A 24,310-nucleotide genomic window follows, 5' to 3' on the forward strand; every position below is an offset into this window, starting at 1 on the left:
CCGCTTTGGTCAGGTGTGCGCTCGCCTTCGGCGAAAGGGGCGCTCCCCAGCCCTGTTGCCTCTCACTCATGCCGCCGAGGTCGAGAAAACTGGCTCCTGCCGCCGTCACCCCGGACCTGCCAACATCGATGAGCAGGATAAGCATGAAATGAGCGGTAGTTGGACGGCAGTTGATCAGCGGCAACAGACAAGCTGATTACTCGACGACGGGGGCCGTGCGGCCTGCAGCCCCCGCGGCGCCGTTCCCTCCACTTGTCCTCGTCCCACTCCTCTGCGGCCTCCGCCCATCACGTGGCCGGTGCCGAGCCGAGGGCCGAACCACTCAGGAGCAGCCGTGGCCCAGGCGGTCATAAGATCGGACGCCCGACGCAACCGGGACACAGTGCTGACCGCTGCCCACGCCCTCTTCGACCGGCCTCAGGGACCCGAGGGCGTGTCCATGGCCGAGGTGGCAGCCGCCGCCGGCGTCGGAAAGGCCACGGTGTTCAGGCGGTTCAAGGACCGCGCGGGCCTGATGAGCGCCATCTTCGCCGACCGGCTCCAGCCGTTGCGCGAGGCCGTTGAGCACGGGCCCGGGCCGCTGGGACCGGCCGCCGCCCCGGAGGAACGCTTGCCTGCGGTCGTCATGGCCCTGTTGCAGGCGAAGCTGGACCACCTCGGTCTTGCCGCCGAACTCGACGCCGGCTGCGGGAGCATCAGCCCGCAAAGCACCGACCCCTTCCTCGTCGACCACTACGTATGGGCTCACCAGGCCCTGCGGGAATCACTGGTGCGTCTGCACGGGCCCGCGGAGGCTGACTGGACGGCACATGCCCTGCTCGCCTCGCTTCGCGCCGATCTGATACAACACCTCATTCGCCGGCAGGGACTGACCGCCGAGGACATCAAGAGGCAGGTAGGTGGACACGTCGACCGACTCATGTGTAACGGAACCGGCTGTGCCGGCTGACGCCGAGGCCTCGACGCCGACGTTGAACGTGCTCGCGTCAGCTGACCAGCCGATGTGCCACCACGACGGGTCTGCTGAGTGGGGCACGGCCCACCCGTCAGCGCACGCGTCCGCCAGGCCTGGACGGTGTATCTGCGGCGGCCCGACACCATACTGGAGTCGGTGGCACCTGCGAGGCGGCGGGACAGATCAGTCACGCACTTCGGCGGAACGCCGCCCGGACAGACCGCGAGGCAATGCTGCGCACTGTCATGCTGTCACCAGAAGTCCGGGACGACCGTCCGCATGCGCGGCGCGCGGCGCCGCGTCTGAGCGTGTCCGGACGGCTGCGTCGGCCGCTCCCGTCCCTTGGGCGGGTGGAGCGGCCGCCGTCTCTCAGCCCTTGGCAACCCGCTCGAGTACGTCACAGGCGTGAGCGATGGCCCCGTCGACCGTAGGGACCTCGTACATCGAATCAACCATGAAGTGGCTTATGCCGGTCTTTTCGTGGATCGACCTGATCGCGTCCGCCACCTGGCCGGTGCCGGTGCCGGCGTCAATGTTCACGCGGAGCACCGTGTCGATGTCGGCCGGATCCCGCCCGGCGTCACGCGCGAGGTCATCGAGCAGGGCGCGCGAGGCGACAAGTCCGTCGGTGTCGATGTAACTGGGCACCACGCAAAGCGGCAGCCATCCGTCGCCGCGGCGGGCGACGCGGCGCAGTGCCCTTTCGGACAGGGCGCCGAGGTAGAAGGGCGGACGGGGACGACGGGCGGGTTTGAGCGGAGAGTGATGGGCAGGAACCGACAGGTGATCGCCTTCGTACTGGGCAGGGTCGGTCGTCCAGATGGCGTCGAGTGCGTCGAGCAGTTCTTCCATGCGTGCGCCGCGGCGAGTGAAGTCCTGACCGGCCGCCTGATACTCCTCCGGTGACCAGCCGATGCCGAAGCCTGGCAGCAGTCGGCCGCCACTGACCAGATCGATGGTGGTCAGCGACCGGGCAAGTTGGACGGGCGGATAGAGCGGCGCGATCAGCACGTGCGATCCCAGCTGTACCCGTTGCGTCGCGGCGGCGGCGATCCCGAGCAAGACGAACGGGTCGGCGGCCGGGTTGAGTTCCGAGGGAATCGTATTGCCCACGCCGCCGTAGCCGACCACCGGGTTGACGGCGGCCAGGTTGCGGTCGCCGACCCAGAGACTGGCTGCGCCGGCGTCCTCCACCTGGCGGGCGAAGTTCGCCGTCTGCGCGATCTCAAAAGCCTGGTGGTGGAACTGGGGCAAAGCGAAACCGATCTTCATGAGGTCCTTCGCGTGCTCGTAGGTTCAGGCAGCACCCGGGAGAATGCCTGCCGGTGGATGCGCCCGGCGCTGACGCACCGTCTGCCTCCGGACGCCGCAATGCGTCTCCGCCTCGGACCGCTCAAGGGCGGCACACCACAACTGGGCTCGACACCAGGAACCCGATTCGGCGTCCGGCGAAGGACGCACATCGACGACGAGCCGCAAGCCGACGGCATGACTGGTGGCGAAGGCACACCCGACCCATTTTGCTGCACGGGACTGCTCATCGACAGGTCAATCTCTGCTCAAAGGGTGCCCACTCAGGCCGTGCAGTGGCCTCACCAGCGGCGAACACAGCCACCAGACCGTGAGCATGCCGAGGTCCTCCGCGCCGACGACGGTGTCATCGCCGACGTCCTGGGCCGGGCTTTCAGTTCTGTGCGCGAGAACGAGGAGAGTCAGTGCGTGCGCGCATACGGGCAAGCGACCGGGATCAGGGACCGGCGGAGCGGGATGGCCGCTGTGCCTCACGAACAGCCTCGCCCGGGGCGGCGTCGAAGCCGCCTCGGGCGAGGCCATGTGCAGGGCAGGCGTCTACTTGGTTGTGATGTAGGCGCGTTCGATCGTCTGGACCAGCGTGTTGCCCTTACGGTCGGTCATCTTGGCCCGCAGCGAGACCGAGCCCGCCTTCGCCGGGTGCTTCAGCGACAGGTGCGTGCCGCCGATGGCCTTGGTGGGCTGCCAGGTGGTGCCCTCGTCGTACGAGACCTCGAAGGCCAGCTTCGCGGGCCGCTTTCCGGCGGCCGCGCCCTCGACGCTGAAGGGCACCTCGAACTCCTTGCCCGCCTTCGCCGTGCTGGACAGGGTCAGTGCGGGGGAGAAACGGATCACCGACAGCGGCAGCGCGGTCGGCTCGTCCTCGGGGGTCTTGCCGGAGCGGAAGGTCCACTCCGCCCTGACGCGGGTGCTGACCGGGTACACCGCGGGATCACGGGAGTTGTCCAGGGTCAGTTTGTACGCGCTGTCCTGGGCGGGAACGGTGTACTCAGTGACGTCGTCGGTCGGGGGGTAGCCGTAGTCGTCGGGGATCTCCTTGCCGTCTGCCTCGAGCGAGCTCTCCACCGAGGTGTGCTCGCTGACACCCCAGTGCCCGGCGCCGTCGCCGAACAGCGGCAGATAGGCCCTGATGACATTCCCGTGCCGCTCGACACCCGGGCGTCCCCTACTCGGTCCGGGGTCCGCGGCCCCGCCCAGGGCCGGGCCGAAGACGCCGACGTTGAACCGCTCCGTGTAGCTCTGGCCGACCTGCCAGGTCCTGGGGTTCTTCATGAGGAAGGACTCGAAGCGCTTGTCGTCGCCTTCGCCACTGGTCTGCCACATGCGGAGGGACCACTTGATGCCGTTGTCGAGGATGTACTCAGTGGTGCGCAGCGGCAGCTTCCCCCTCAGGTCGTCGTAGCCGGTAAGCAGGCCCCCATCGGGTGTGTGGGGAGAAACCTCGACCTGGACGTTCCTGTCCGTGACGGTGACGCCCGCCTGGAGGTCGACCTTGGCGAGCTGGTTCTGCTTCACCTCGGCGGCGAAGCCGCCCAGTTTGCGGCCGCGGTCCCAGGCCAGGTGGTAGGTGACCGGTCTGCCCTCGTCGTCCTGGCTTCTCCAGTCGCCGGAGTACTGGGCGAACACCTCGCCGACGGCCGGCTCGGGGCCGAGCTGCCCGAACCGCGCGCCCTGGAAAGTCGGGAGAGCGAACACGCGCGTGCCCACGTCCACCCCCTCGCCCCGGTCGACGCCGATCGCGACCGTGGCCTCGACGTTCTCGGCCGCCGTGTCGGGCACGGTGACGTCCACCGGCTGTGCCTGCCGGGCGTCGACGGTGACGGCGGTGTCCTTGTCCAGCTCCAGCTTCGGCTGCATCAGTATGGCCAGCTTGGAGGACGTGAAGTCGGGGTGGATCGAACCGTTGAGGGAGTAGTCGCCCTTGGGCAGCCGTACCTTGAACTCGCCGTCCTCATCGCTGGGGTAGTAGTAGAAGTCGCCCTCGAAGCTTTCCAAGGAGGTGGCGGCGTCGCCGGTCGGCTTGCCGTTCTCGTCGATGTGCTTCAGCGTCAGGTCGTACGACTCGACCTCGCGCTCCACCCCGACGGCGGTGCGCACCGCGACCTTGTCGTCGGCCGAGACGGCGGACACCGAGCCGCCGAACGTACCGTCGGCGCTACCCGCACGGGTGTCCGCGGTCACATCGGCACTGGCCTCGCCGCCCGCCGGGACGGTGAGCCGCTGCGGTGAGACGGCGAACATGCCCTCGGCGGCGGGCTTGCCGTCCACTGAGAACGCGTCGGCGGACAGCTCCAGGGTGACCGGCTTCGTACCGAGGTTGTTGTAGGTGAGCTGCCTCGTCACCGGTTCGTCGTCGTTGTGCGGCCACTGCTGCATGCCGAAGCTGATCGGCCCCTGCTCGGCAATGACATTCTGCTCCATCGCCCGGACCAGGTCGGTGCGGCCGGTGCCCTGCTGGAAGGAGCTGTACGCACCCGGCTTCGTGGAGCCGGTCAGTACCGCCTTCATGCGCTCGCCGCTCCAGTCGGGGTGCTGCTGGGCGAGAATGGCGGCGGCGCCCGCCACATGCGGGGTCGCCATGGAGGTGCCGCTGATCGTGAGGTAACCGGGTATGTCGGAGGGGAACTCGCCCTCCAGGGCGCTGCCGGGTGCCGCGGCGGCGGTGATGTCGACACCGGGCGCGGTCAGGTCGGGCTTGACCCCGCCGTCACCCAGGCGCGGCCCACGGCTCGAGAAGTCGGCGAGCTCGTCGGCCTTGTCGACCGCGCCGACGGTGAGCGCGGCCTCGGCGCTGCCGGGCGAGCCGACCGTCCGTTCGCCGAACTTACCGTCGTTGCCGGCCGCGATGACGAAGAGTGCGTCGGTCTCGGCGGAGAGCCGGTTGACCGCTTCCTCCATCGGGTCGATGCCGGGCGTGTCTTCGCCGCCGAGGCTGAGGCTGAGGATGTCGGCGCCCTCGGCCACCGCCCATTCCATGCCCGCGACGATGGCGGAGTCCGAGCCCCAGCCGGCGTCTCCCAGGACCTTGCCGTTCAGGACTTTCGCGCCCGGGGCGACACCCTTGTACTTGCCGCCGGACTTGGCCCCCGTCCCGGCCACCGTGGACGCCACATGGGTACCGTGACCCTGCGCGTCACCGGTGCCGGACGATTCGGAGAAATCCTTCTCCGCGATGACCTGGCCCGCCAGGTCGGGGTGGGTCTTGTCGATCCCGGTGTCCAGGACGGCGACCTTGATGCCAGTGCCGTCGAACCCGGCTTCCCAGGCCATCGGCGCGCCGATCTGCGCCACGCTCTTGTCGAGACTGGCCCGGCGCTTGCCGTCCAGCCACACCTTCTCCACCGCCGTCGAAGCGGTGAACTCCGCCGTTCCCCCCGCATCGCGACCGGCCGCGCCGGCGTCGGTCACGGCGTCCCAGAACTCGGCGCCTCGCTTCTTCACGGGGCGCATCGCCTTGCCGTTGACGACCGGCAGGGCACGGCCGATTTTTGTCCCTGCTCGCGTGAACGGGCTCATCGCGGGCGCCTTCTTGCCCCGGAACGTGACGATCAGCGGCAGGTCGGAACGGCCCGTGTCGTCGTAGCCGTCCGCCACCAACTGGGTCACATCGAACAGCCGGGCGTCCAGCTTGCCCCGTGCCAGCAGCAACTCCGCGTCGCCGGGCACGACATGCGTGTGGCCCTCGACCACCCGCACCGAGAACGGCATCCGCTCCCGGCCCTTCGCCCGCTCCACCCCGCTGACCCGACCGGCCCCGTCCACCAGGACCCGGTCGCCGGTGACCAGCGTCACCGTCTTCACCACCTTGGCCGTGCCGACGGCGCTCACGCCCTGGGCCACCACTCGGGAACGCAGGTTGGCCGGCTCACCGGACTGCCTGGCCTCGGCCACCCCGCCCGGCACACCGGCGAGTAGTAGGGCCGTGGAAGCAACCCCTGCCACCACGACCGCACGCCTTCGTCTCGCGCGTAACTCCACCTGAACTCCTGACACTTCGAAATCGGACAGGAGCCGTCCTGCGGCCCCGGCAACCCGGAGCCTCACCCGTGTGCAGGCGGCTCGCCCTAGAGACGGACGGGGACGTCATCGGGTTGTCAAAACACACTGTTCATTTCTGACGATGCGTCAGTTATGGTCGATGACTCGCACGCCTGCCTCGCCGAAGCCGCCCAGCAGCCGGCGGGGCGAAGCACGCCTCCAGCCGAGGCCTGATGAGGCAAACAGAACTCATCTTTGCCAGACGGGGGCGGGAAGCAGAGGAGATCGGCCGGTCCAGGGCCGGATCGATGTCGCGTTGTCCGCAGTGAATGGTTCGGCGTCATCTCGGCCGGGAGAATCGGCGGCGGCGCCCTCGACTGCCTCGTCGGCGCCTGGCCTCCGCATACAGCCTCCTGGGACTGGACTCACCAGTGCGACACGGCGAGCGCCCTGCCCGCCGGCCGCGTGGTCGCGCATATAGCGGGCTTCAGCACACCCGGGGAAATAGTTTGAAGTTCCCTTTATTGGAACTTCCATGTAACTTGGTTTCATGGATGCCGGACCTGTGGACCACCGTCTGATCGACTACCTGTTCCTGCTGCATGACCAGGTACAGGGCGAGTTGAAGGTGCTTCTGCGCGACCTGGAGCTCACGGATGCGCAGGCCGACGCGCTGTGGCGGCTCAGCGGAGAGCCGGAGATGACCGCGCGCCGACTGGCCGAGAAGCTGCACTGCGACGCGTCAACCGCCACGTCCATGATCGACCGCCTGGAGAAGCACGGCTTGGTCCGACGGGTACCCCACCCCACCGACCGCCGCGCGAAGATCCTTCAACTCACCCCCCAAGGGTGCGAGCTACGTGAACGGGTCATCCGGCACGCCATCGAACACTCCCCGTTCGCCCGCCTCGACGAAGACGGCCGGCTGCGTCTGCTCGCGCTTTTCCAAGCAGCCGCGCACGACGATCCGCCCGTGATCGAGGCGGCGGAGACGGGCGACGACCAGAGTTGAGGAGTCATGATGGGCATCAAAACCGCAGTCATCACCGGCGGCGCCGGTGGCCTGGGTCTGGTGACGGCACGCCGCCTGCTCCAAGAGGGCCTCGACGTCGTTCTTGTCGGCCGTGACGAGGCGCGCACCGCCGCCGCGGCCAAGAGTCTCCGTGCCCATGGCCGAAACGACGCGGGCGCGCCTCGGACGTACACGGCCGACTTGTCGCAGTGGGGACAGGTCCGCGTCCTGGCGGCGAAGCTGACTGCCGACGCAGTCCGTGTCGACGTGCTCGTCAACAACGCGGGAGCTGCGTTCCCCCGCTACGGACAGACAGAGGACGGTGTCGAGCGCGCCCACGCCGTCAACCACCACGCGCCGTTTCTGCTGACACACGCTCTCCTGGCGGCTGGTGCGTTCACCGCCGACGCGCGGATCGTCAATCTCTCCACCTTCGTGGAGAAGCGCGGCAGACTCGACCCCGCCGACCCTGACGTGTCCGGCACCTCATGGCGCGACCGCTTCTACTCGCAGCTCCACGTCTACGGGACCAGCAAGCTGCTCAGCCTCCTGGCGACCAGCGAACTCGCGCGGCGCCTGCCCGACGGCATCCAGATCTACAGCGCCAACCCCGGCATGGTGAAGGGCACGGGCATGAGCACCAACGCGGGCGGGCTCATGCGGCTGACCGCTCCGCTGTTCCGGCCGTTTTCCATCACGCCCGACGAAGGAGTGCAGACCGTCCTGTGGCTCGCAACCGCCTCCCCGGCGCCACGACCCGCAGGCGGCTTCTTCAGTGACTCCCGGCCGGCCACGCCTTCCCAACTCGCCCAGGACGCGGCTCTCGCCCGCGCTGTCTACGTCAGGACCGCTGCTCTCGTGGGCGTCCACGCGCTCCCGGCCGGCGGGGACTTGTCCGGCCGACACGGAGAGCTGCTTTGACCCCCGCCCACGGGCTCGCAGGGAATTCGGGGTGTTGTCGCCGCGTCTGGACCGGCGACGACGTCTGCTGACTGACCGGCATGCCCCGTCAGCGACCTGACTCCCCCACAGCCGAGTCGGCCCCGGCCCTTGCCGGGATGCGGGTGATCGGCACCGGCGACGTGACGGTGCACGGCGCGCCGCCGGAGCGGCTGGCCGACAGGCGTGCCGGCACCGACGGTCGATCGATCCCCCGGTACGGGGGCCAGGTACGGGGTCGAGCAGCTGATGACAGCCCAGGGTTGGTGTGCGTATCGCGTCAGCCGGTAGGTGTCGACGAGCTGCCGGGCGTGAACAGGCGGCCTACCCGCCACCTACGAAAGGATTCTTCACCTTTTACCCGATTCATAAATTCTGGCTCCCAGGAAACCACTGGTCCGAAGTAAGAACAGGCGGGTACGCGCAGGTTTGCCGGCGCCTTGGACGGGCCCGGTACAGTCCCAGCTCGCGACTGCAGTACGCTACGTGAGCGCCCCCTTACTCACGTCGCACCACCGGAGTCCAGCACTGAGACGCAAAGCCCGTGCGGGCCCACGTGAGCAAATTTTGAGCACAGGTTGCATCAATGTGAGCAAGCATTGGTCAGGCGATGGCTCAATGTCTGCGTTTGCGGCTAGTAGCGTCAGTGATGATTCTTCCATTGCGAAAGCGCGGAGGCATCACTTCGAGTAAGCGCAGCCAGGGGAAGCTCACGATGCTCAAAATGATTTGTTCGCCTACCGGGCACCAAGGCCAAATCGCGGATCCACAGGAAGTCAGTCCGGAGAACGTGGTGGCAGAGATCTACGATCAGCACGCCATGGCACTCATGCGCTTTGCCACAAACATGCTCGGCGGGGACTGGCAACGAGCTGAGGACATCGTCCAGGAAGCTGTAGTCCGAGCATGGATCCATGCCAAGGAACGTCCTGAAGCGAAGATTCACCTCCGGGCCTGGTTGAAGATGGTAGTCAGGAACCTGGTCATAGACGATTACCGGGCGCGCATGGTACGGCCACAGACAACGGACGACAGTGACTGGCCAGAGGTCGAAGTTTTCGATCCTCTTGATCAGGTGCTGACGCGGATCGTCATGGCAGAGGCTCTGCAAGACCTGAGTCGGCATCACCAGGAAATACTGCAAAAAGTCTACTTCTTCGACCAGAGCACCGCTCAGGTTTCGAAGACGCTGGGAATACCCACCGGAACTGTCAAGTCGCGTTGCTTTCATGCCATCAGGGCTCTGCGATCGGCCATGGCCTTACGTGGCGTTGCAATCCCTCAGTCACAACGGCTGACATCATGACGTGAGTTGTCGGTGGGTGACGAGGCAGCCGACGAGTTTGAGGAGCGTTTCGTGCATGTCGGCTCACCGTTGTCGACACACGCGCAGGCGTCGGAAGTTGTGCAGCAAGAAGGATCTCTCGATCACCACCGGTGGACGCCCTGCCGGTGCCGTGCCGGGTGCCGCGGCGGGCGGCGGCCGGCACCATCCTGTCGGCGATCCACGGGCAGGTCTGCCGCCGTACGCCGGTGTAGACCGTGCATCCGCCTCCGCCGGCACACCGCAGGCGGGACGCGGGAACGCAGAACCGGGCCGTCCTGGGTCCGGGCCATCGTCCGGATGACGGCCTCGTCCGCCACGTCCTCGACGATCAGCCCCGGCGAACCCGAAGACACGACGCCACAGCCCGAAGACATGGCGCCACAAAGGCGCCGACATCGAGCACGCCCTGCGATGTGTCGTCGCGTCGGTTGTGTCATGGCATGACCGCCCTACCGTGCACGGGGGAACGTGCGAATGGGAAGGCCCCCGGTGAACTCCTCCGCGTCCGCGAAAGTCGGACATCACGCGGGCCCACCCCCGGGAAATCGAGTTACCGGTCCCGCGGCGTGCGGAGTCAGGTGAACCGGCTTCGCCGAACGGGATCAAGCAGCACATGAACCTTCCACCGGCTTCATCCGTTTGGCATGTGACGGACGGTTCGGAGTGAGACTCTTCCCGGGCCGTCCTTCCCCTCAGGGCCAGGCGGCGACCCCCAGCTGCCTGGCCCTGGGTTTCTGACTGGGAGTCGCCCATGGCCGAGAGGGGGCGGCTTGCGGGCGACGATGCGGTTCGGTCTGTTGGGTCCGTTGGAGGTCTGGCACGGAGATGCCCTCCTGGATCTTGGCCCGCCAGACGACGTGTCCTGCTCACCGTGCTCCACACCGGCAGCGGCCGGCCTCTGCCCGTCGACACAGTCTCATCGACGATCTCTGGGAAGCGAGTCTGGCGCCCCGTGCCACCACCAGCATCCAGGCCCAGGTCGGCCGACCACAAAGCAGCCTCGCACCGGACCGTACTCTGGGCCGGCGATCCACCGTCCTCATCCGCACCCAGCGGCTACACCCTTGGCGGCCCCGCGCCACTCGCAGGGCGTCACGCAGTACCACATGCCCTTGTGCGAGCTCCCCTTCCGGTTTGCTGCGTGAGGGCATTCCCTATCAGCGGTGACCTGCCTCGCATGGCACCGGCCGAGTCACTGAACCGTTCAGACGCAGCCGCGAGCGGCCGGGGAGTTCGCCGTCGTAGTCGGTCCATGCGAAACGGCCTCGCCGGCGCCGCGCTGCGCCGATCACGGATGAACCAGGCGCCTACGGAACACGTTTTCCCGGCGAGATGCGCCGGGCGAACCGATCCGGCACGGACCGAGGAGAGAGCAGTTGGCTGAGACAGCCGCGATCGTGGCTCGAAGCTTCCACCACGTACTGGGCAGCGCCCTGCCTCTGAGGTTGCGTGCCTGGGACGGCAGCAGCGCGGGTCCGCCGGACAGACCGGCCCTTGTCCTCCACGGCCCTCAGGCTCTGCGCCGACTGATGTGGCGGCCGGACGATCTCGGTCTGGCCCGGGCCTGGGTCGCGGGGGATCTCGAGGTGGACGGCGACCTGTATGAGGTGCTGGACAGCCTTTCAGGGCTGCTGTGGGAAAGCGACGACTGGCACCAGGGCTCCTCGGGTCCGCCTCCGGCGTCGCTGGCTCGCCGGGCATCGGGTGCCCTGCGCGCCCTGCGCGAGGTGATGCCTCTTGTCGGCGATCTGCGGCCGCCCCGGCCCCCCGCCGAGGAAGTGGCCCGACGGCGTGGTGCGCTGCACAGTCTGCGTCGCGACCGGGCCGCCATCAGCCACCACTATGACGTGGGTAACGACTTCTACGCGCTCTTCCTGGGCCCTTCCATGGTCTACTCCTGCGGCTACTGGGAGTCGGATCCTGCGTCAGGTCGCACTCTGGAAGACGCTCAGGAGGCCAAACTCGAACTGGTCTGCCGGAAGCTCGCGCTGCGTCAGGGACAACGGCTCCTCGACGTGGGCTGCGGATGGGGCTCAATGGCTCTGCACGCGGCGAAGCATCATGGGGTCGAGGTCGTGGGTGTGACCATCTCCGAGGAGCAGGCACTCCTGGCCCGCGAACGCGTCAGGGACGCGGGGCTGACTGACCGGATCGAGATCCGAGTACAGGACTACCGCGAGATCGATGACGGCCCGTACGACGCGATCTCCTCGATCGGGATGGCCGAGCACGTGGGAACCCAGCAGTACCTCGCCTATGCCGGAAGGCTCCACGGCCTTCTTCGGCCCGGAGGCAGGCTGCTCAACCATCAGATAGCGCGCCGCCCTGTGCAACGGGAGGCGAAGTACCAGTTGAACGCGTTCATCGACCGCTATGTGTTCCCGGACGGGGAGCTGTCCACCGTCGGCTCCACCGTGGCACTACTGGAGCAGGCCGGGTTCGAGGTACGGGACGTCGAGTCGCTGCGCGAGCACTACGCACTGACCCTCCGCGCCTGGGTGACCAATCTGGAGGCGCACTGGGACGCTGCGGTAAAGCTGACGACGCCCGCCAGGGCCCGGGTGTGGCGGCTCTACATGGCGGCCTCCGCACTTGGTTTCGAGCGCAACACCATGGGTGTGAACCAGGTACTCGCAGTGCGTACCGATCGTGAAGGGCAGTCAGGCATTCCGCTGGTCCGCGGAGTCGGCCGCCAGATGTGACGTCCCCGGCCCGTGCGGTTCGTCAGGGCACTGACGGCGGTGACGAAGCGTGTCAATGGTGAACCGGTACCCCCGGCGTTCCGTCAACAGATTGTTCCCATGGGCGGTTTGGCACGCCCCGGACATCTCTCGTTTTCTGAATACCAATTGGAGATCCCATGACTCGCTCAAGCCGCTTACGCGCTGTCCGGCGAACCGCCGTGACCGCGGCAGCCCTTGGAGCGACCGCATCGCTCATAGCCGGTGCCATGTCGTCTGCCACCGCTGGAACCCTCAGCTCGGCAGCGGCAGGCTCCGCGCACTACGTCGCGCTCGGCGACTCGTACGCCTCCGGCGCCGGTGTGCCCACGCAGAAGGACGCCGAGTGCGCGCGTTCCACCCAGAGTTATCCCTCCTATCTGGCCACGATGAACGAGATGCCCTCGTTCAAGGACGTCACCTGCAGCGGTGCGACCACCCGCAGTATGTGGAACGCACAAGGCAGCAAGCCTCCGCAGGTGAACGCCCTGTCGGCCGACACCCGTGTGGTCACCCTGTCCATCGGCGGTAACGACATCGGCTTCACCAGTGTCCTTACCGACTGCGTCCTCGTGGCGTCCTCCGATCCGGCCGGCAGTCCCTGCAAGAAGAAGTACACCGCGGGCGGCAGCGATCAGCTCAGCGACCGGATCAACACGCTGTCGACCCGGATCGGTTCAGTACTGAGCGACATCAAGCGGCGCAGTCCGCAGGCTCGGGTCATGGTCGTGGGTTACCCCTCACTGATGCCGGACAACGCTGTCGGCTGCAAGGCCGTTCCCATCGCAGCCGGCGACTTCGGGTACCTCCGCGACACCACCAAGCGGCTCAACTCGATGCTCTCCCAGCAGGCCACACGGGCCGGCGCGGCATACGTCGACACCTACAAGCCCACGGTCGGCCACGACATGTGCGAGACCAAGGAGGTGCGGTACATCGAGCCGCTGACATCCGCTTCCGGTGCCCTGCCCGGACACCCGAACTGGATGGGGCAGTACACCGTGGCCCTGAGTGTCTACGACCAGCTGCGGTAGGTCCGGCCCTGAGGGCTGAACTCCCGACGGCTGTCCGGTGAGACGGCCGGGGACCTCCGCGCGGCAGTAACACGGTGCCGCACCGTAGCAGCGCGGTGCCGCCCGGTAGTAACGCGGTTGCGCCGCACGGCAGTAACGCGCTGCACGAGACTGACCGCCGGACGAAATCCGGCGGTCAGTCACCACTCCCCCGATGCTGTTGGCATCCCCGCTGCCCATGAGCACGCAATACGTCGGCCCCGAAGTGGGTAACAGGCCGACCACTACAGGCAGTGAATGCCGATCCGGTGTCCGTCCAGCGCGGCTTAGGTTCGTGGCGCCTGGCGCACTGTCGATGACCGAGCGCCGGTGCCTGCGGCTCCCGATCAGTGGGTGTCGTCTCCCACCGAGGGTGATGAGAAGGACGGCCGGCTCACCTGCGGGCTCGATCCGCGCTCACCCACGCCCGAAAGGTTGCCGATGGCAGCGTCTCCCTGTGATACAGACAGCGTCCTCGCCCACCCCCCACGTCCCACGCGGAAGCCGATAGCCGGCCGCTGGGTGGTGTCCTTCACGGCGACCGCGGTCATGTGGGGCACCAGCTTCCTGTTCATCAAGGTAGCGGTGCGGGACATCGCTCCCGTCTATGTGGCTTTCGGCCGGATCGTACTGGGTGCCCTGACTCTCCTGGTGCTGCTCTCCGCAGTGGGCCAACGTCTGCCGCGCCACCGGCGGACATGGGGGCATGCGTTCCTGATCGGGCTGTGCCTCCACTCGATCCCTTTCACCTTGTTCGCGTATGCCGAGCAGCGCGTCTCCTCGGCGACCGCGGGAGTGTGGAGCGCTGCGACCCCACTCAGCACCACGCTGGCCGCACTACTCCTGCTGCCCTCCGAACGGCCGACCCGACGGCTGCTGGCAGGGCTTCTGCTCAGCTTCCTGGGCGTGGCCGTGGTACTGGGAGTCTGGAACGGTCTGGGAGGAGCGTCGTTCACCGGCCAGCTCATGCTGACGGGCGCCGTCGCCTGCTACGGCCTTGGCTTCAGCCACACCCGGTGGATCCTCAACCGCCAGGTCGTGACACCCTTGGGACTCGGTGCGGCCCAGCTTGTGATGGCTGCCCTGCAGATGGCAGTGGTGGCGCCGCTCGTGGCCGGTCCGCCGCCTGGGTATGGCACGATGCCCGCGGGCGCGATCGGCGCGGTAGCTGCGCTGGGCGTCTTCGCCACTGGTCTGGCCTTCCTGCTCAGTGCGCAGGTGGCAGAACACATGGGGGCGACGGCCGCGTCGACGGTCACGTATCTGTCGCCCGCGATCGCCGCGTTCACGGGTGTGGTCCTGTTGGGTGAACATATGCAGTGGAACCAGCCGGTGGGTGGACTGATCATCCTGCTCGGCATGCTGCTGGGCCGCGGCACGGGCAACAGTCGGCGCGCGCCCGCACCGAGGTACGACGCACCTGCCGACGCCCCGCGCTAACCCTCTTCTTCCAGGGGAACGTCGAGGGCGATCGCCCGGCGCCGTACCTCCCGCCGGCTTCCGGCTCCCAACTTGCCCAGGACGGCGGCGACATGATGGTCAACCGTACGCACTGACACGTACAGCTCAGCAGCGATCTCCGCGTTGGTGAGGCCTCGCACGAGGCGTTGGGCCACCTCGACCTGCCGAGGAGTGAGGCCGGCCGGGTTCCGGCGAGTGGCGGGTATGGGGCCACGAGGGACGCGCCGCACTCCGTGGGCCCGCAACCGGGCGCGTACGAATCGGCTCAACGGTCCTCCCCCGAGCTCGTCGAGCACGTCAAGAGCGGTGAGCAGGGGATCGGGCTGGTCGCTGTCCGCCAGAGCGGCGGCGTATTCGTAGGGGTGACCGGATGCTTTCCAGAGGTCCGCCGCCTCTCGCCAACGCCCGTTCACCTGAAGCGCGTAGGGATGGTCGACGGCCACAGGAGTAACGGGGTGACCGGCTTTCGCGAGCCAGTACCCGAGTTCCTCCCGCAACCGGACGTGCCCGGCCCGGCACGCGAACGCGTAGGCCGCACCGGCATGTCGGCCAGTGGCGTCGAGGTCGCCGCGGAGCCAGGCAGCCTCAGCCAGCCCTGCGGCGATCATTCCTGTCCGCTGGAGCTCGCCGACGGGTTCGGCCAGCTCCAGGGCGTGTTCAAGAAGCCTGCTGCCGTCGTCCTGGCCGCGTCGCACATGGATACGCCCCGCAACGGTGAGGAACCCGGACCGGGTGACAGGCAGTTCCTGCTCTCGTTCAACGGCCGCCTCATTCAGCGCGTTGTCCCACGCTCCGGTTGCGAAGTCCGCGAGGGCGCAGCCCAGCTGGATGTAGCCGAGGAACCCGAGATGCTCGGATTCCTCGGCCAGTGCTACCGCCTCCAGGAGTTGCCGGCGTGCAGCTCCGGGGCAGAGGTCGTCCAAGAGCCGCCACGAGGTGTTGACGTAGGCCCGGCAGGCGTGGTCGACCTCTCCTGCCGCCAGGGCGACGTGCAGGCTCTCCTCCAGCATCGCCTGGCCCGTCGCTCGCTGTCCCAGGGCCCACCGGGCCGAGCCCAGGTTGTTGAGGGCGTGCGCCAGTACCTACGGTGCGTCCACATCGCGGGCCAGAGCGGTCGCTCGCTCGCCGTACTCGACGGCCTCGGCGTACCGGTCGGCCGAGACGTGCAACTGAGCCTGATTGCTGTAGGCGAGGGCGAGCAGGCGGTTGTCACCAGTGCCGGTCAGGGTGTCGATGGCCTGCTGTGCGGCGTGTTCGGCAGCCGGTCGCTGTCCGTTCCACCAGTGCATGCGCGACAGCCATCGCAATCCGGCGCCGACTTCCTCCGGGGCGCCGAGGAGGCGGCGCAGTTCCACCGCCTCCAGTTGCGCGGTGACCGAGCGCTCCCCGTCTCCGAGCGTGTAACACTCGATCGCGTATTCCTCCAGCAGGGTGGCACGCTCGGCCGGCGCGAAGCGGCCCGGTTCCTGCAGCACGAGTCCGTAGTGTGCGACCGCTTCACGGTGGGCCCCCGCCCGGGACGCTTCCCGAGCGGCCGCCGGACCGAATCGTGCGATGGCGTCCAGGTCGCCGGCCTCCGCGGCGTGGTGGACCACCCGACCCAGTTCGGTTCCCTCCGCCGCCGTGAGTACCGCGAGTACCCTGCGATTGAGTTCGGTGCGGCGGGCTCCCGGCAGTGAGTCGACGATGGCGCGGCGCGTTATCTCGTGGCGGAAGGCAACCTGGCGGGCGGTCACCGTGAGCAGACCCCGCTGCTCAGCGGCGGTGAGGAGGTCGAGGTTGCTGCCCAGCAGCAGTTCCGCGAGCTGCCGGTCCACCGCGGAGGGGATCACGGCAAGCTGTTCCACGGTGTCGTGAAGGTCGGGACCCAGCTGATGTACTCGTGCCAGCACTGCGTCGACGACCGTGGCGGGTACCGCGTCGCTGTATCCGTGGAGGAGCACTTCACTGACGAAGCAGGGGTTGCCCGCCGTGGCCGCGTACAACCGGTCGGTGTCCAGCGGGCTGCTCGCGGCCATCTCCTTGACGGCGCGGGGTGACAGGGGGCGCAAGGACACTCTGCGCAGCCGGTCGGAGCCGGCCAGTTGACCGAGCAGCCTACGCAGCGGATGTTCCGGGGACACGGCTTCGTCGCGGTAGGTCAGCACGAGCGCGACAGGAAGGCCGGCGATCCGCCGCGCGAGATAGCGCAGCGCGTCGAGTGTGGCGTCGTCCGCCCAGTGCACGTCTTCGACGATCATGGCCGTGGGGCGTCCGGCGTCCCGCAGTTCGGCGCCCAGCGTCGTCAGGAGCCTGTCCCGGTCCGCGCCCTCCTCCAGCGCGTGCCGCAGCTCCGTCCCGACACTGTGCGTCAGGTCATGAAACGGGCCCAGCGTAGGCGGCGTGAGCAGATCGTCGCAGTAGCCGGTGAGGACTCGCACGGTGTCCGGCACGCTGTCCCGCAGCGCTGCGACAAGACTGGACTTGCCGATGCCGGCCTCGCCATGGACAAGTACCACGCAGCCGCGGCCGGAAGCGGCCTCTTGAGTCGCTGCGACGAGGTCTGCCAGTTCCGGTTCACGTTCGAGCATCGAGCGTCTCACCGTCGCAGCGTGACACGGTCCAGGGCCGCAACCGCGTGGATCCGGTGCTCGTTCCCTGGCCATTCCCTGCCAAGTCATGCTCACGGTGAGGCCGGCCCGCACATGCGTGTTTGGCTGCCTGAGCAGGCGGACAGGCAACGCTGACGGCACCGTGGGGACGTACGCATGGACGGTGCAGTGCCCCGTGCGAGGTGCCGGTCTGCGCTACTCTCGCGCACCGCGCAGTGGATCACCGCGTAGGGGCTTGGCCGCAGGGGATCGCCGTACAAGCAGCCACACGCCTCCGGAGATTGCTGTCCATCCGTGTCAACCGCCCCAGGAGCAAAGCCGTTGAAGCTGGAAAGCCCGAAGACTCAGCTCGGCCTCATCGCGCTGCTGCAGGTGCTCGGCATGGCGATGTGGTTCTCCGCCTCCGCGGTGGTTCCCGCGCTCCGTGACCAGTGGCATATCGGAGAGCTGCAGGCCGTCTGGCTCACGGCATCGGTGCAGCTCGGGTTCGTCATGGGCGCTGTTACCTCTGCCGCGCTCAACCTGCCGGACCGGTACCCGCCCCAGCGCGTCGCGGCACTGGGTGCCATGGGTGGGGCGGCAGTGACCGCGGCGCTGCCGGTCCTCGCGAACGACTATTTGACGGCTGTGCTGTGCCGTCTGCTTGTCGGTTTCTTCCTGGCCGGGGTCTATCCCGTGGGGATGAAACTGATGGCGTCGTGGTTCAGCGCGACGGGGCGCGGCATCGCTCTTGGCGTGCTCGTGGGTTCATTGACCGTCGGATCGGCGCTGCCGCATCTGGTCAACGGACTCGGTGGACTGCCGTGGCAGGGCGTGCTCTTCGTGTCGGCCGCGATGGGCACGGGTGCCGCGCTTCTTGCTCTCACCTTGATCCGCCCGGGGCCTCATCTCGGCCAGGGCGTCGTCCGGCACAACCCCGGTTACGCCCTCCGGATGTTCCGTGAGCGCGGACCACGACTGGCCGTTTTCGGATACTTCGGCCACATGTGGGAGCTGTACGCTTTCTGGGCCTGGCTGCCGTCCTTCGTCGTCGCGGGCAGCCAGGCAGGCACCGCTGAGGCCGGTGTACTCGCCTTTCTCGTCATCGGAATCGCCGGTGCTGTGGGCTGCCTCCTGGGCGGGTGGGCGGCCGACCGCCATGGGCGAGCCCCGGCGGCCATCGTGGCACTCGTGGTGAGCGGACTGTGCTGTTTCGCCTCGCCGCTGGTATATGGGCAGTCAGGCGCCATCCAGTACACGGTGTTTGCCCTCTGGGGCGCGGCGGTGATCGCGGACTCGGGGGTCTTCTCCACCGCCCTGAGCGAGGTCGCCGACACTCGGTATGTAGGCACCGCGCTCACCGCTCAGACAGCGATGGGTTTCCTGCTCACCACAGTGACGATCAACCTTGTGCCTGTGATGAGCGGTATTTTCGGCTGGCGGTACGGCTTCCTCGTCCTCGCTCCAGGGCCGGCACTCGGAGCGCTCGCCATGTGGCACCTGTATTCGGGCCGGCTCCGGGGTGAGCTTGGTGCCCGACAAGCCCGCCTGGCACACGCCCGGGCCCAGGACGGCCACAAGTAACGCAGCGAGCCCGACGCGCAGTTGAGTACGACACCCCCTGTGCGGAACTGGGCAGCACGAGATGCCGAAGTGGGTAGCGGTCGCCGACGCCCCAGCACCGCCGGACCCGGCAGTGTTGCCCTGCTCCCGACCGCCAGGTGCCGCGGATGCGCGGTAGCAGAGACACATCGTGGCGGTCCAGCGGTCCGCTCATGGCTGCCCTGGAGGCGCAGCGCTCATGGGTGCCCTGTAATGACGTACTCACGAAATCTGGAACCGCAGACACCAATGGAACACACTCAAGACGTCTCACTCATCGAGCCCGCTGTCGACCCTGCGGAGGACCAAGCCGCGGGACCGACCGATCCGCTTGCGTGGCAGCGCATGTTCGTGTTGCGCAGAGATCCGCTCTTCATGAACGTGGGCACGGTCGGCTCACCGCCCCGTGAAGTGCTCGAAACCATCCGGGAACAGCACCGGGAGATCGCCGAGCGGGGACTGAGCGCCTATCACGAGACGTTCACGGACCTTCGGCGGCAGATCGGTATGGGACTCGGCTGCGACGCCGGCGAGCTGTTCATCTCGGCCAACACCACTGACGGCATCGGGACGGTCCTTGCCGGTCTCGCGTTGAACGCCGGGGACGAGGTACTCACCACCAACCACGAACACCCCGCTGCGGATGTTCCGCTGGCGATCCTGCGAGACCGGCGCGGCGTCGTCGTGCACCGGGTCACCCTGCCGATTGGCAACGACCAGCGTGCCGAGGACTACGTGGAACGCTTCGAGGAGGCCATCACCTCACGTACCAAGGTGATGCTGTTCTCGGCACCTGTCTACCGCACCGGCACCATGCTGCCGATCCGGATGCTGGCCGAACTGGCCCAGCGCCACGGCCTCATCACCGTCGTCGACGGGGCACACATCCCCGGCCAGTTGGCGTTGCGGTACCGCGAACTCGGCGTCGACTTCCTTGCCGGATCCGGCGCCAAATGGCAGTGCGGTCCGGAACGGACCGGCTTGCTGTACATACGGAACAAGGTCCTACCGCAGTACAATCCGAATCCGCTGCCCGAGTTCTGGCCCACGATCACTTCCGCGGAGTTCTACCCCGAGGGCGGTACGCGTCGGCGCACACCGACCGATGTCGCTGGTTACGGCATTGTGGACCTGTTGCAGGACGTCGGAAACCCGAGCCTGCCGCAGGTGCACGGTCTGGCCAAGGCCTGCGAGATCTGGGATGACATCGGCCGTGAGCGTATCGAGCGGCACTCCCTGTCCCTGGCCACTCATCTGAAACAGCAGATCGCGCAGCGGTGGGGGCTCGACGCCCTCTACTCGCCGCTGGACGACTCCCGGCTCCGGACGGCGTTGACCGCGTTCAACCCGTTCGCCGACAGGCGTGACGTGCTCGACGCGACGAGGACGGCCACGTTCGTCGAGCGGCTCCTCACCGAGCACCGCATCACGGTTCGCAGTACGGAGGTGCCGGTCCCCGGGTCCGATCTCGTGCATCACGCGGTCCGCATCTCCACCCACCTGTTCCATACCCGTGACGACGTCGACCGTGTTCTACGGGCGGCCTGGCAGCTCTCCCGCACCATGGCCACCCGTGGGTGAGGGCATCTGCGCGACTCCATCGCGCTTCAGGTGATGGCCGACGCCGCCGTCGAGGACAACCGAGCAGCACCGGACGGCTGGGGACGCGCCGGCGGCGGTGCCGAGCAGGTGGTCGCCGCAGCGGCCCGAGCACTGCTGCTGGATGCTGACGCGATCGCCCGTCCGCGATCACGGCACGGCACGCGGGGTTCGTCGTCCACCTGTTCAACCGCCCAGCGGCGTACGGGCGCCGGTTGACCCGGCGCTGGCCGAGGCGGCGGGCCGACTCCGCCCCGTCGGTGTCCACCCTCCGTCCGGCTGACGCGCCTGGGGCGCGGGCGGCACTGGAGGCGCGGGCTGCCTTGGGCCAGGTGGTGTTGCTTGTCTGAGCCCGCTCCGACACCGGCTCCCTTGGAGCAGCGGCCCGTGCCTGGGTCCCCGACGCGGGCGGCGGTGTCAGGGGACGATGAGCGCCTTCACCACCCGCTGCGCGGCGACGTCCTCGAGTGCGCTCTGCGCCTCGTCGAGGCCGTATTCCCTGCTGATGAGGTCGGCCCACGGGAACTGCCGCCCATAGCGGGCCATCACCTGGACCGCTCGGTACATGTGTCCGACGTCGCTGCCCCAGCACCCGCGGATGTCCAGGTGCTTCTGGTTCAGGTCCAGGTGCGGGTTGAAGGTGGCCTCACCGGCGTCGGTGTACTGGCCGACGACCACGTACCGCCCCGCGTCCCGGGTGATCCCCATGCCCTCGGGCACCGCCGAGGGCACCCCGGTCGCCTCGATCGTGACGTCGGCTCCGCGGCCTCCGGTGGCCTCCCGGATCGCCGCCAGGCGCTCTTCGGGGGTCGTGGTGCCGATGTCGAGGACGGCATCGGCACCGAACCGGGTCGCCGCGTCCAGCCTGACCTCGGGACCGCCGACGACCATCACCTGCCCGGCGCCGCGCAACTGGGCGAGCACAGCGGCACACAGACCCACGGGCCCCGCACCCTGGACAACGACCGTGTCGCCGAAGTCGATCCCACCGAGGGTCACCGCGTGCAGTGCGGTCGGCATGCCGCAGCCGCCGGCGAGGAACGCGCGCCAGTCCAGAGTGTCGGGCAGGGGGATCACGTGGACGCCGGGCTTGAGGTGGATGTACTCGGCCCAGCCGCCCAGCAGGCCTTCGTCGGCCGACAGCGTCACCCCGTACACCTTGCGCTCCGGACAGCGGGTGGTGGCGTGGCCGACGGTGCAGTACCAGCAGCGTCCGCAGGTCCCGTACACGTCCAGGAAGGTCACGACCTGCCCGACCTCGAGAGGTGTCCCGGACACGTCCTTCGCGACCTCGCCGGTCCCGTCGGCGCGGCCGAGGGCGGCGACACGTCCCACGCTGACGTGCCCCGGAATGATCGGGTACGGCACGCCCGCGAGCTGGCCTTTCCACAAGTGTGCGTCGGTGCCGCATACTTCGCTGCCGAGGGTGCGCAGCAGGACGGCCCCGGGCTCGAGTTCCGGCTGGGAGTAGGTGCGCACCTCGAGCGGCGCGTCGGGTTCGGGCATGACGACTGCGGATATCACGGTGGTTCCTGTTCACTGACAGCCCGCCGCCTTGGGCGGGCGGGCCTACGGCTTGGGGCTGGACGTCCTGATCCGGAGAGCGGACTCCGCCAGTCGAAGTTGTACCAGTACTGGTCCGCGAGATAGTCCATGGCCTTCACGCTGGTCTCGTTGAGCGAAGGGCTCACGACACCTCGTACGCCAAGGGTGCCGATCTCCGCAGACATCCCGTCCACTCCCCCGGGGGCGTAAAGGAAGTAGATACGAGCCGACTTGGTCCGGCTCAGGTTCATGAAGGAGTGGCGGAGGCCCTTGGGCACATTCACCACTCCCCCGGGCTGCACCTCGTACCCCCCGTCGCCCGCGGTGATGACCAACTGGCCTTCCATCATGATGAACGTTTCCGATTCCCCTCGGTGTGTGGGGCGACGGACCAGCGTCAGCGGGCGTGATGACCTCGACGAACGACAGCTCTCCATTCGTCTGTGCCAACTTGAGGAGAGTCGGTGTAAGTGTCTCCCCGAGGAAGACGCGCTCGCCGCCATCCGGAGGTACATGAACGGGAGGGAGACTGAGCAACGTGCTGTGTCCTTGCTGAAGCCGACGTGCTGCACAGGGCCGAGCGGACCGGTCCTGGCCTGACGTGCCACTGTTGCATCTGGTCGAGAGCAGGAAACAGTGCAGTGAATGTCCAACTCATGTCCATCGGTGCTCACTTGGGCGCGACGAGGAACTCCTGTAGGCGTCGGCATGCCGAGGGCGGCGACTTACAACCCCTCTGCGCGGGATGAAACCACTGGCGGGGCATAGGCACCTGAGTCTGAACTCTCGCCAAAGAGTGGTTGGTTTCCGGCACGGGCACTGGCCAAGCGCACGCCGGTCTTCGTCGAGCAAGACCCTGGCCACGCGGATCGTCTGCGCAACGGCACCACACACAACGCGTTGGCTGCTGGTTCGGCATCGACTGTTGCTCGATCACGGGACGCCGGACGCCTGGGGTGCCACTGCTCACTGAGCGGGCGTCCATCCGTCGCGCCCTCTGCTGCCCCGGTGAACCACCGTAACCGCGTGACCGTTGCAAGGACCGGGCCCATGTGGCACCTCGACCTCAGCCGTCCTCCGAGCGAAGCGGGAACCCGTCCTATGCAGATCAACTATTCCGCACTGACGGCCGTCGCTGTCACACTCGCCATCGGGATCACCATCATCGGGGTCGCCGTACAAGGTCTGGGATGGTGGCACAGCCCGCTGTGGCCCATTCCGGTGGGGATGATACTGGCCCAGCCGCTCGCGGACATGGCTTCAGCCCAAGTAGGGGAAACCTCCGGCAGTTGGCAGCGGTGGGCCTTCCAGACCTCGTGCGGCCTGCTGGCCGCCACCCTCTTCAGCCCTGTCCACAACAGACTGCGGGAGCGGCGGGAACGCCGCCGCAGACTCGACTACCGCAAGCCAACCCATCCCCGGCATCAGCCCGGTGCCCTCGTCGCCTCACACGCTGATACCGCCGACAGCGACTCCTGAACTCGAAAGGGTGTGGCTCTTCTGCGGTGAGCTGGTGATGGCGTGCGCCGTTGCCGTTCGTGGTCGGACGGCGGATCGTCCTGTTCCAGGACGCGGTCTTGGAGGCGGCGATGAGGTCGTGGCTGGAGGAGCTCGATCGGCGGGCGGCCGCCGCGCGGGAGGAGATCGCCGAATCGCCGAACTGATGGACAGGATCGAGGAGTTGAGCAGGCGTCTCGTTGAGCGGGAGGAGGTGTTGTCCCGGGCTGGAGATCACGCGGGAGACGATGACCGAGATCCTGTCCGCCGGTCAACGGCCGCAGCGGACAGGGCCTGCCGCTACCTGGAGGACAACGCCGCCTATCTCCAATACGACAAGGCCCTCGATGCCGGATGACCCATCGCCAGCGGCATCGTCGAAGGAGCAGCACGTCATCTGGTGGCCGAACGTCTCGATATCACCGGCAGCCGGTGGAGCGTCCCCTCAGCCGAAGCCGTCCTGACCCTCCGGGCCCTCATCAGCAACGGCGACTTCCCGCAGTACTGGACCTTCCACACCCAAAGAGAACGCGAAAGCCTCTCTCCCCCCGCCCCGGTCATGCCATGAGGTCGTAGTTACGTCGGCGCGTCGGAGTGAGCGCCTGCTCCGGGAACGGATGGTGTCCCTCGTCGTGGTGTACGGGATCAGCGGCTGGGAGTGCGCGGGCGTCTGCCCGGGGCGCACTTCCACGGATGGGTACCGCTCCCTGAACAGGAGGTGGGCCACCGCGTAACTCTCCTT

Annotated in this window: 18 protein-coding genes and 1 pseudogene; 13 read left to right on the forward strand and 6 right to left on the reverse strand. The window is 67.8% G+C overall.

Annotation, left to right across the window (positions count from 1 at the left end):
* The first annotated feature begins 334 nt into the window (after window positions 1-334).
* On the forward strand, window positions 335-949 hold the full coding sequence (locus ACTWQR_RS30385; protein WP_443230394.1) for a TetR/AcrR family transcriptional regulator: 615 nt from the start codon (window positions 335-337) through the stop codon (window positions 947-949).
* Between the two features lie 375 nt (window positions 950-1,324).
* On the opposite strand, the gene ACTWQR_RS30390 is transcribed toward ACTWQR_RS30385, so the two are convergent.
* Complete coding sequence (locus ACTWQR_RS30390; protein ID WP_443230395.1) at window positions 1,325-2,227, reverse strand: TIGR03619 family F420-dependent LLM class oxidoreductase; 903 nt, start codon at window positions 2,225-2,227, stop codon at window positions 1,325-1,327.
* A 576-nt stretch (window positions 2,228-2,803) separates the two neighbouring features.
* Window positions 2,804-6,208, reverse strand: coding sequence for a S8 family serine peptidase (locus ACTWQR_RS30395; protein WP_443230416.1), 3,405 nt, complete (start codon window positions 6,206-6,208; stop codon window positions 2,804-2,806).
* 586 nt (window positions 6,209-6,794) lie between these two features.
* Between ACTWQR_RS30395 and ACTWQR_RS30400 the strand changes: the two genes are divergently transcribed.
* The 6 genes from ACTWQR_RS30400 to ACTWQR_RS30425 all read left to right on the forward strand — a co-directional run bounded on the left by ACTWQR_RS30400 (window position 6,795) and on the right by ACTWQR_RS30425 (window position 14,734).
* Window positions 6,795-7,256 (forward strand): MarR family winged helix-turn-helix transcriptional regulator, encoded by a 462-nt coding sequence (locus ACTWQR_RS30400; RefSeq protein WP_443230396.1) that lies wholly within the window; start codon window positions 6,795-6,797, stop codon window positions 7,254-7,256.
* 6 nt (window positions 7,257-7,262) lie between these two features.
* Window positions 7,263-8,177: an SDR family NAD(P)-dependent oxidoreductase gene (locus ACTWQR_RS30405; RefSeq protein ID WP_443230397.1), complete on the forward strand. Its 915-nt coding sequence runs from the start codon at window positions 7,263-7,265 to the stop codon at window positions 8,175-8,177.
* Window positions 8,178-8,988: 811 nt separating this feature from the next.
* A complete protein-coding gene (locus ACTWQR_RS30410; RefSeq protein ID WP_443230398.1) occupies window positions 8,989-9,501 on the forward strand; it encodes a sigma-70 family RNA polymerase sigma factor in 513 nt (170 codons plus the stop codon).
* Between the two features lie 1,397 nt (window positions 9,502-10,898).
* A complete protein-coding gene (locus ACTWQR_RS30415) occupies window positions 10,899-12,224 on the forward strand; it encodes a class I SAM-dependent methyltransferase (RefSeq protein ID WP_443230399.1) in 1,326 nt (441 codons plus the stop codon).
* Between the two features lie 248 nt (window positions 12,225-12,472).
* Window positions 12,473-13,276 (forward strand): SGNH/GDSL hydrolase family protein, encoded by an 804-nt coding sequence (locus tag ACTWQR_RS30420; RefSeq protein ID WP_443230400.1) that lies wholly within the window; start codon window positions 12,473-12,475, stop codon window positions 13,274-13,276.
* A gap of 540 nt (window positions 13,277-13,816) precedes the next feature.
* Complete coding sequence (locus ACTWQR_RS30425) at window positions 13,817-14,734, forward strand: DMT family transporter (protein ID WP_443230401.1); 918 nt, start codon at window positions 13,817-13,819, stop codon at window positions 14,732-14,734.
* Here ACTWQR_RS30425 and ACTWQR_RS30430 read toward each other — a convergent pair.
* The gene (locus ACTWQR_RS30430) at window positions 14,731-15,765 is read right to left on the reverse strand and encodes a helix-turn-helix transcriptional regulator (protein ID WP_443230402.1); all 1,035 of its coding nucleotides are present in this window, start codon (window positions 15,763-15,765) and stop codon (window positions 14,731-14,733) included. The genes ACTWQR_RS30425 and ACTWQR_RS30430 overlap by 4 nt on opposite strands.
* A gap of 72 nt (window positions 15,766-15,837) precedes the next feature.
* A complete protein-coding gene (locus tag ACTWQR_RS30435) occupies window positions 15,838-17,337 on the reverse strand; it encodes an ATP-binding protein (RefSeq protein WP_443230403.1) in 1,500 nt (499 codons plus the stop codon).
* Between the two features lie 330 nt (window positions 17,338-17,667).
* Here ACTWQR_RS30435 and ACTWQR_RS30440 point away from each other — a divergent pair, with 330 nt between their 5' ends.
* The 3 genes from ACTWQR_RS30440 to ACTWQR_RS30450 all read left to right on the forward strand — a co-directional run bounded on the left by ACTWQR_RS30440 (window position 17,668) and on the right by ACTWQR_RS30450 (window position 20,745).
* Window positions 17,668-18,909 carry an MFS transporter gene (locus ACTWQR_RS30440; RefSeq protein WP_443230404.1) on the forward strand — a complete coding sequence of 414 codons (1,242 nt, stop codon included), beginning with the start codon at window positions 17,668-17,670 and terminating at the stop codon, window positions 18,907-18,909.
* A 267-nt stretch (window positions 18,910-19,176) separates the two neighbouring features.
* Window positions 19,177-20,508 carry an aminotransferase class V-fold PLP-dependent enzyme gene (locus tag ACTWQR_RS30445; protein WP_443230405.1) on the forward strand — a complete coding sequence of 444 codons (1,332 nt, stop codon included), beginning with the start codon at window positions 19,177-19,179 and terminating at the stop codon, window positions 20,506-20,508.
* A gap of 33 nt (window positions 20,509-20,541) precedes the next feature.
* A complete protein-coding gene (locus ACTWQR_RS30450) occupies window positions 20,542-20,745 on the forward strand; it encodes a hypothetical protein (protein WP_443230406.1) in 204 nt (67 codons plus the stop codon).
* A 198-nt stretch (window positions 20,746-20,943) separates the two neighbouring features.
* On the opposite strand, the gene ACTWQR_RS30455 is transcribed toward ACTWQR_RS30450, so the two are convergent.
* Entirely contained in the window at window positions 20,944-22,050 is a 1,107-nt protein-coding gene (locus tag ACTWQR_RS30455; protein WP_443230407.1) for a zinc-binding dehydrogenase, read from the reverse strand.
* Entirely contained in the window at window positions 22,047-22,781 is a 735-nt protein-coding gene (locus ACTWQR_RS30460; RefSeq protein WP_443230408.1) for a cupin domain-containing protein, read from the reverse strand. The genes ACTWQR_RS30455 and ACTWQR_RS30460 overlap by 4 nt, the downstream gene beginning before the upstream one ends.
* A gap of 391 nt (window positions 22,782-23,172) precedes the next feature.
* Between ACTWQR_RS30460 and ACTWQR_RS30465 the strand changes: the two genes are divergently transcribed.
* The 3 genes and pseudogenes from ACTWQR_RS30465 to ACTWQR_RS30475 form a co-directional block, all read left to right on the forward strand.
* The gene (locus ACTWQR_RS30465) at window positions 23,173-23,550 is read left to right on the forward strand and encodes a hypothetical protein (RefSeq protein WP_443230409.1); all 378 of its coding nucleotides are present in this window, start codon (window positions 23,173-23,175) and stop codon (window positions 23,548-23,550) included.
* A 50-nt stretch (window positions 23,551-23,600) separates the two neighbouring features.
* Complete coding sequence (locus ACTWQR_RS30470; RefSeq protein WP_443230410.1) at window positions 23,601-23,735, forward strand: hypothetical protein; 135 nt, start codon at window positions 23,601-23,603, stop codon at window positions 23,733-23,735.
* Between the two features lie 131 nt (window positions 23,736-23,866).
* Window positions 23,867-24,136: pseudogene (locus tag ACTWQR_RS30475) on the forward strand (ISKra4 family transposase); the annotation flags it as partial.
* Between the last annotated feature and the right edge of the window lie 174 nt (window positions 24,137-24,310).

Source organism: Streptomyces sp. 2A115 (assembly GCF_052245575.1).
In the GTDB taxonomy this organism is placed as follows: Bacteria; Actinomycetota; Actinomycetes; order Streptomycetales; family Streptomycetaceae; genus Streptomyces.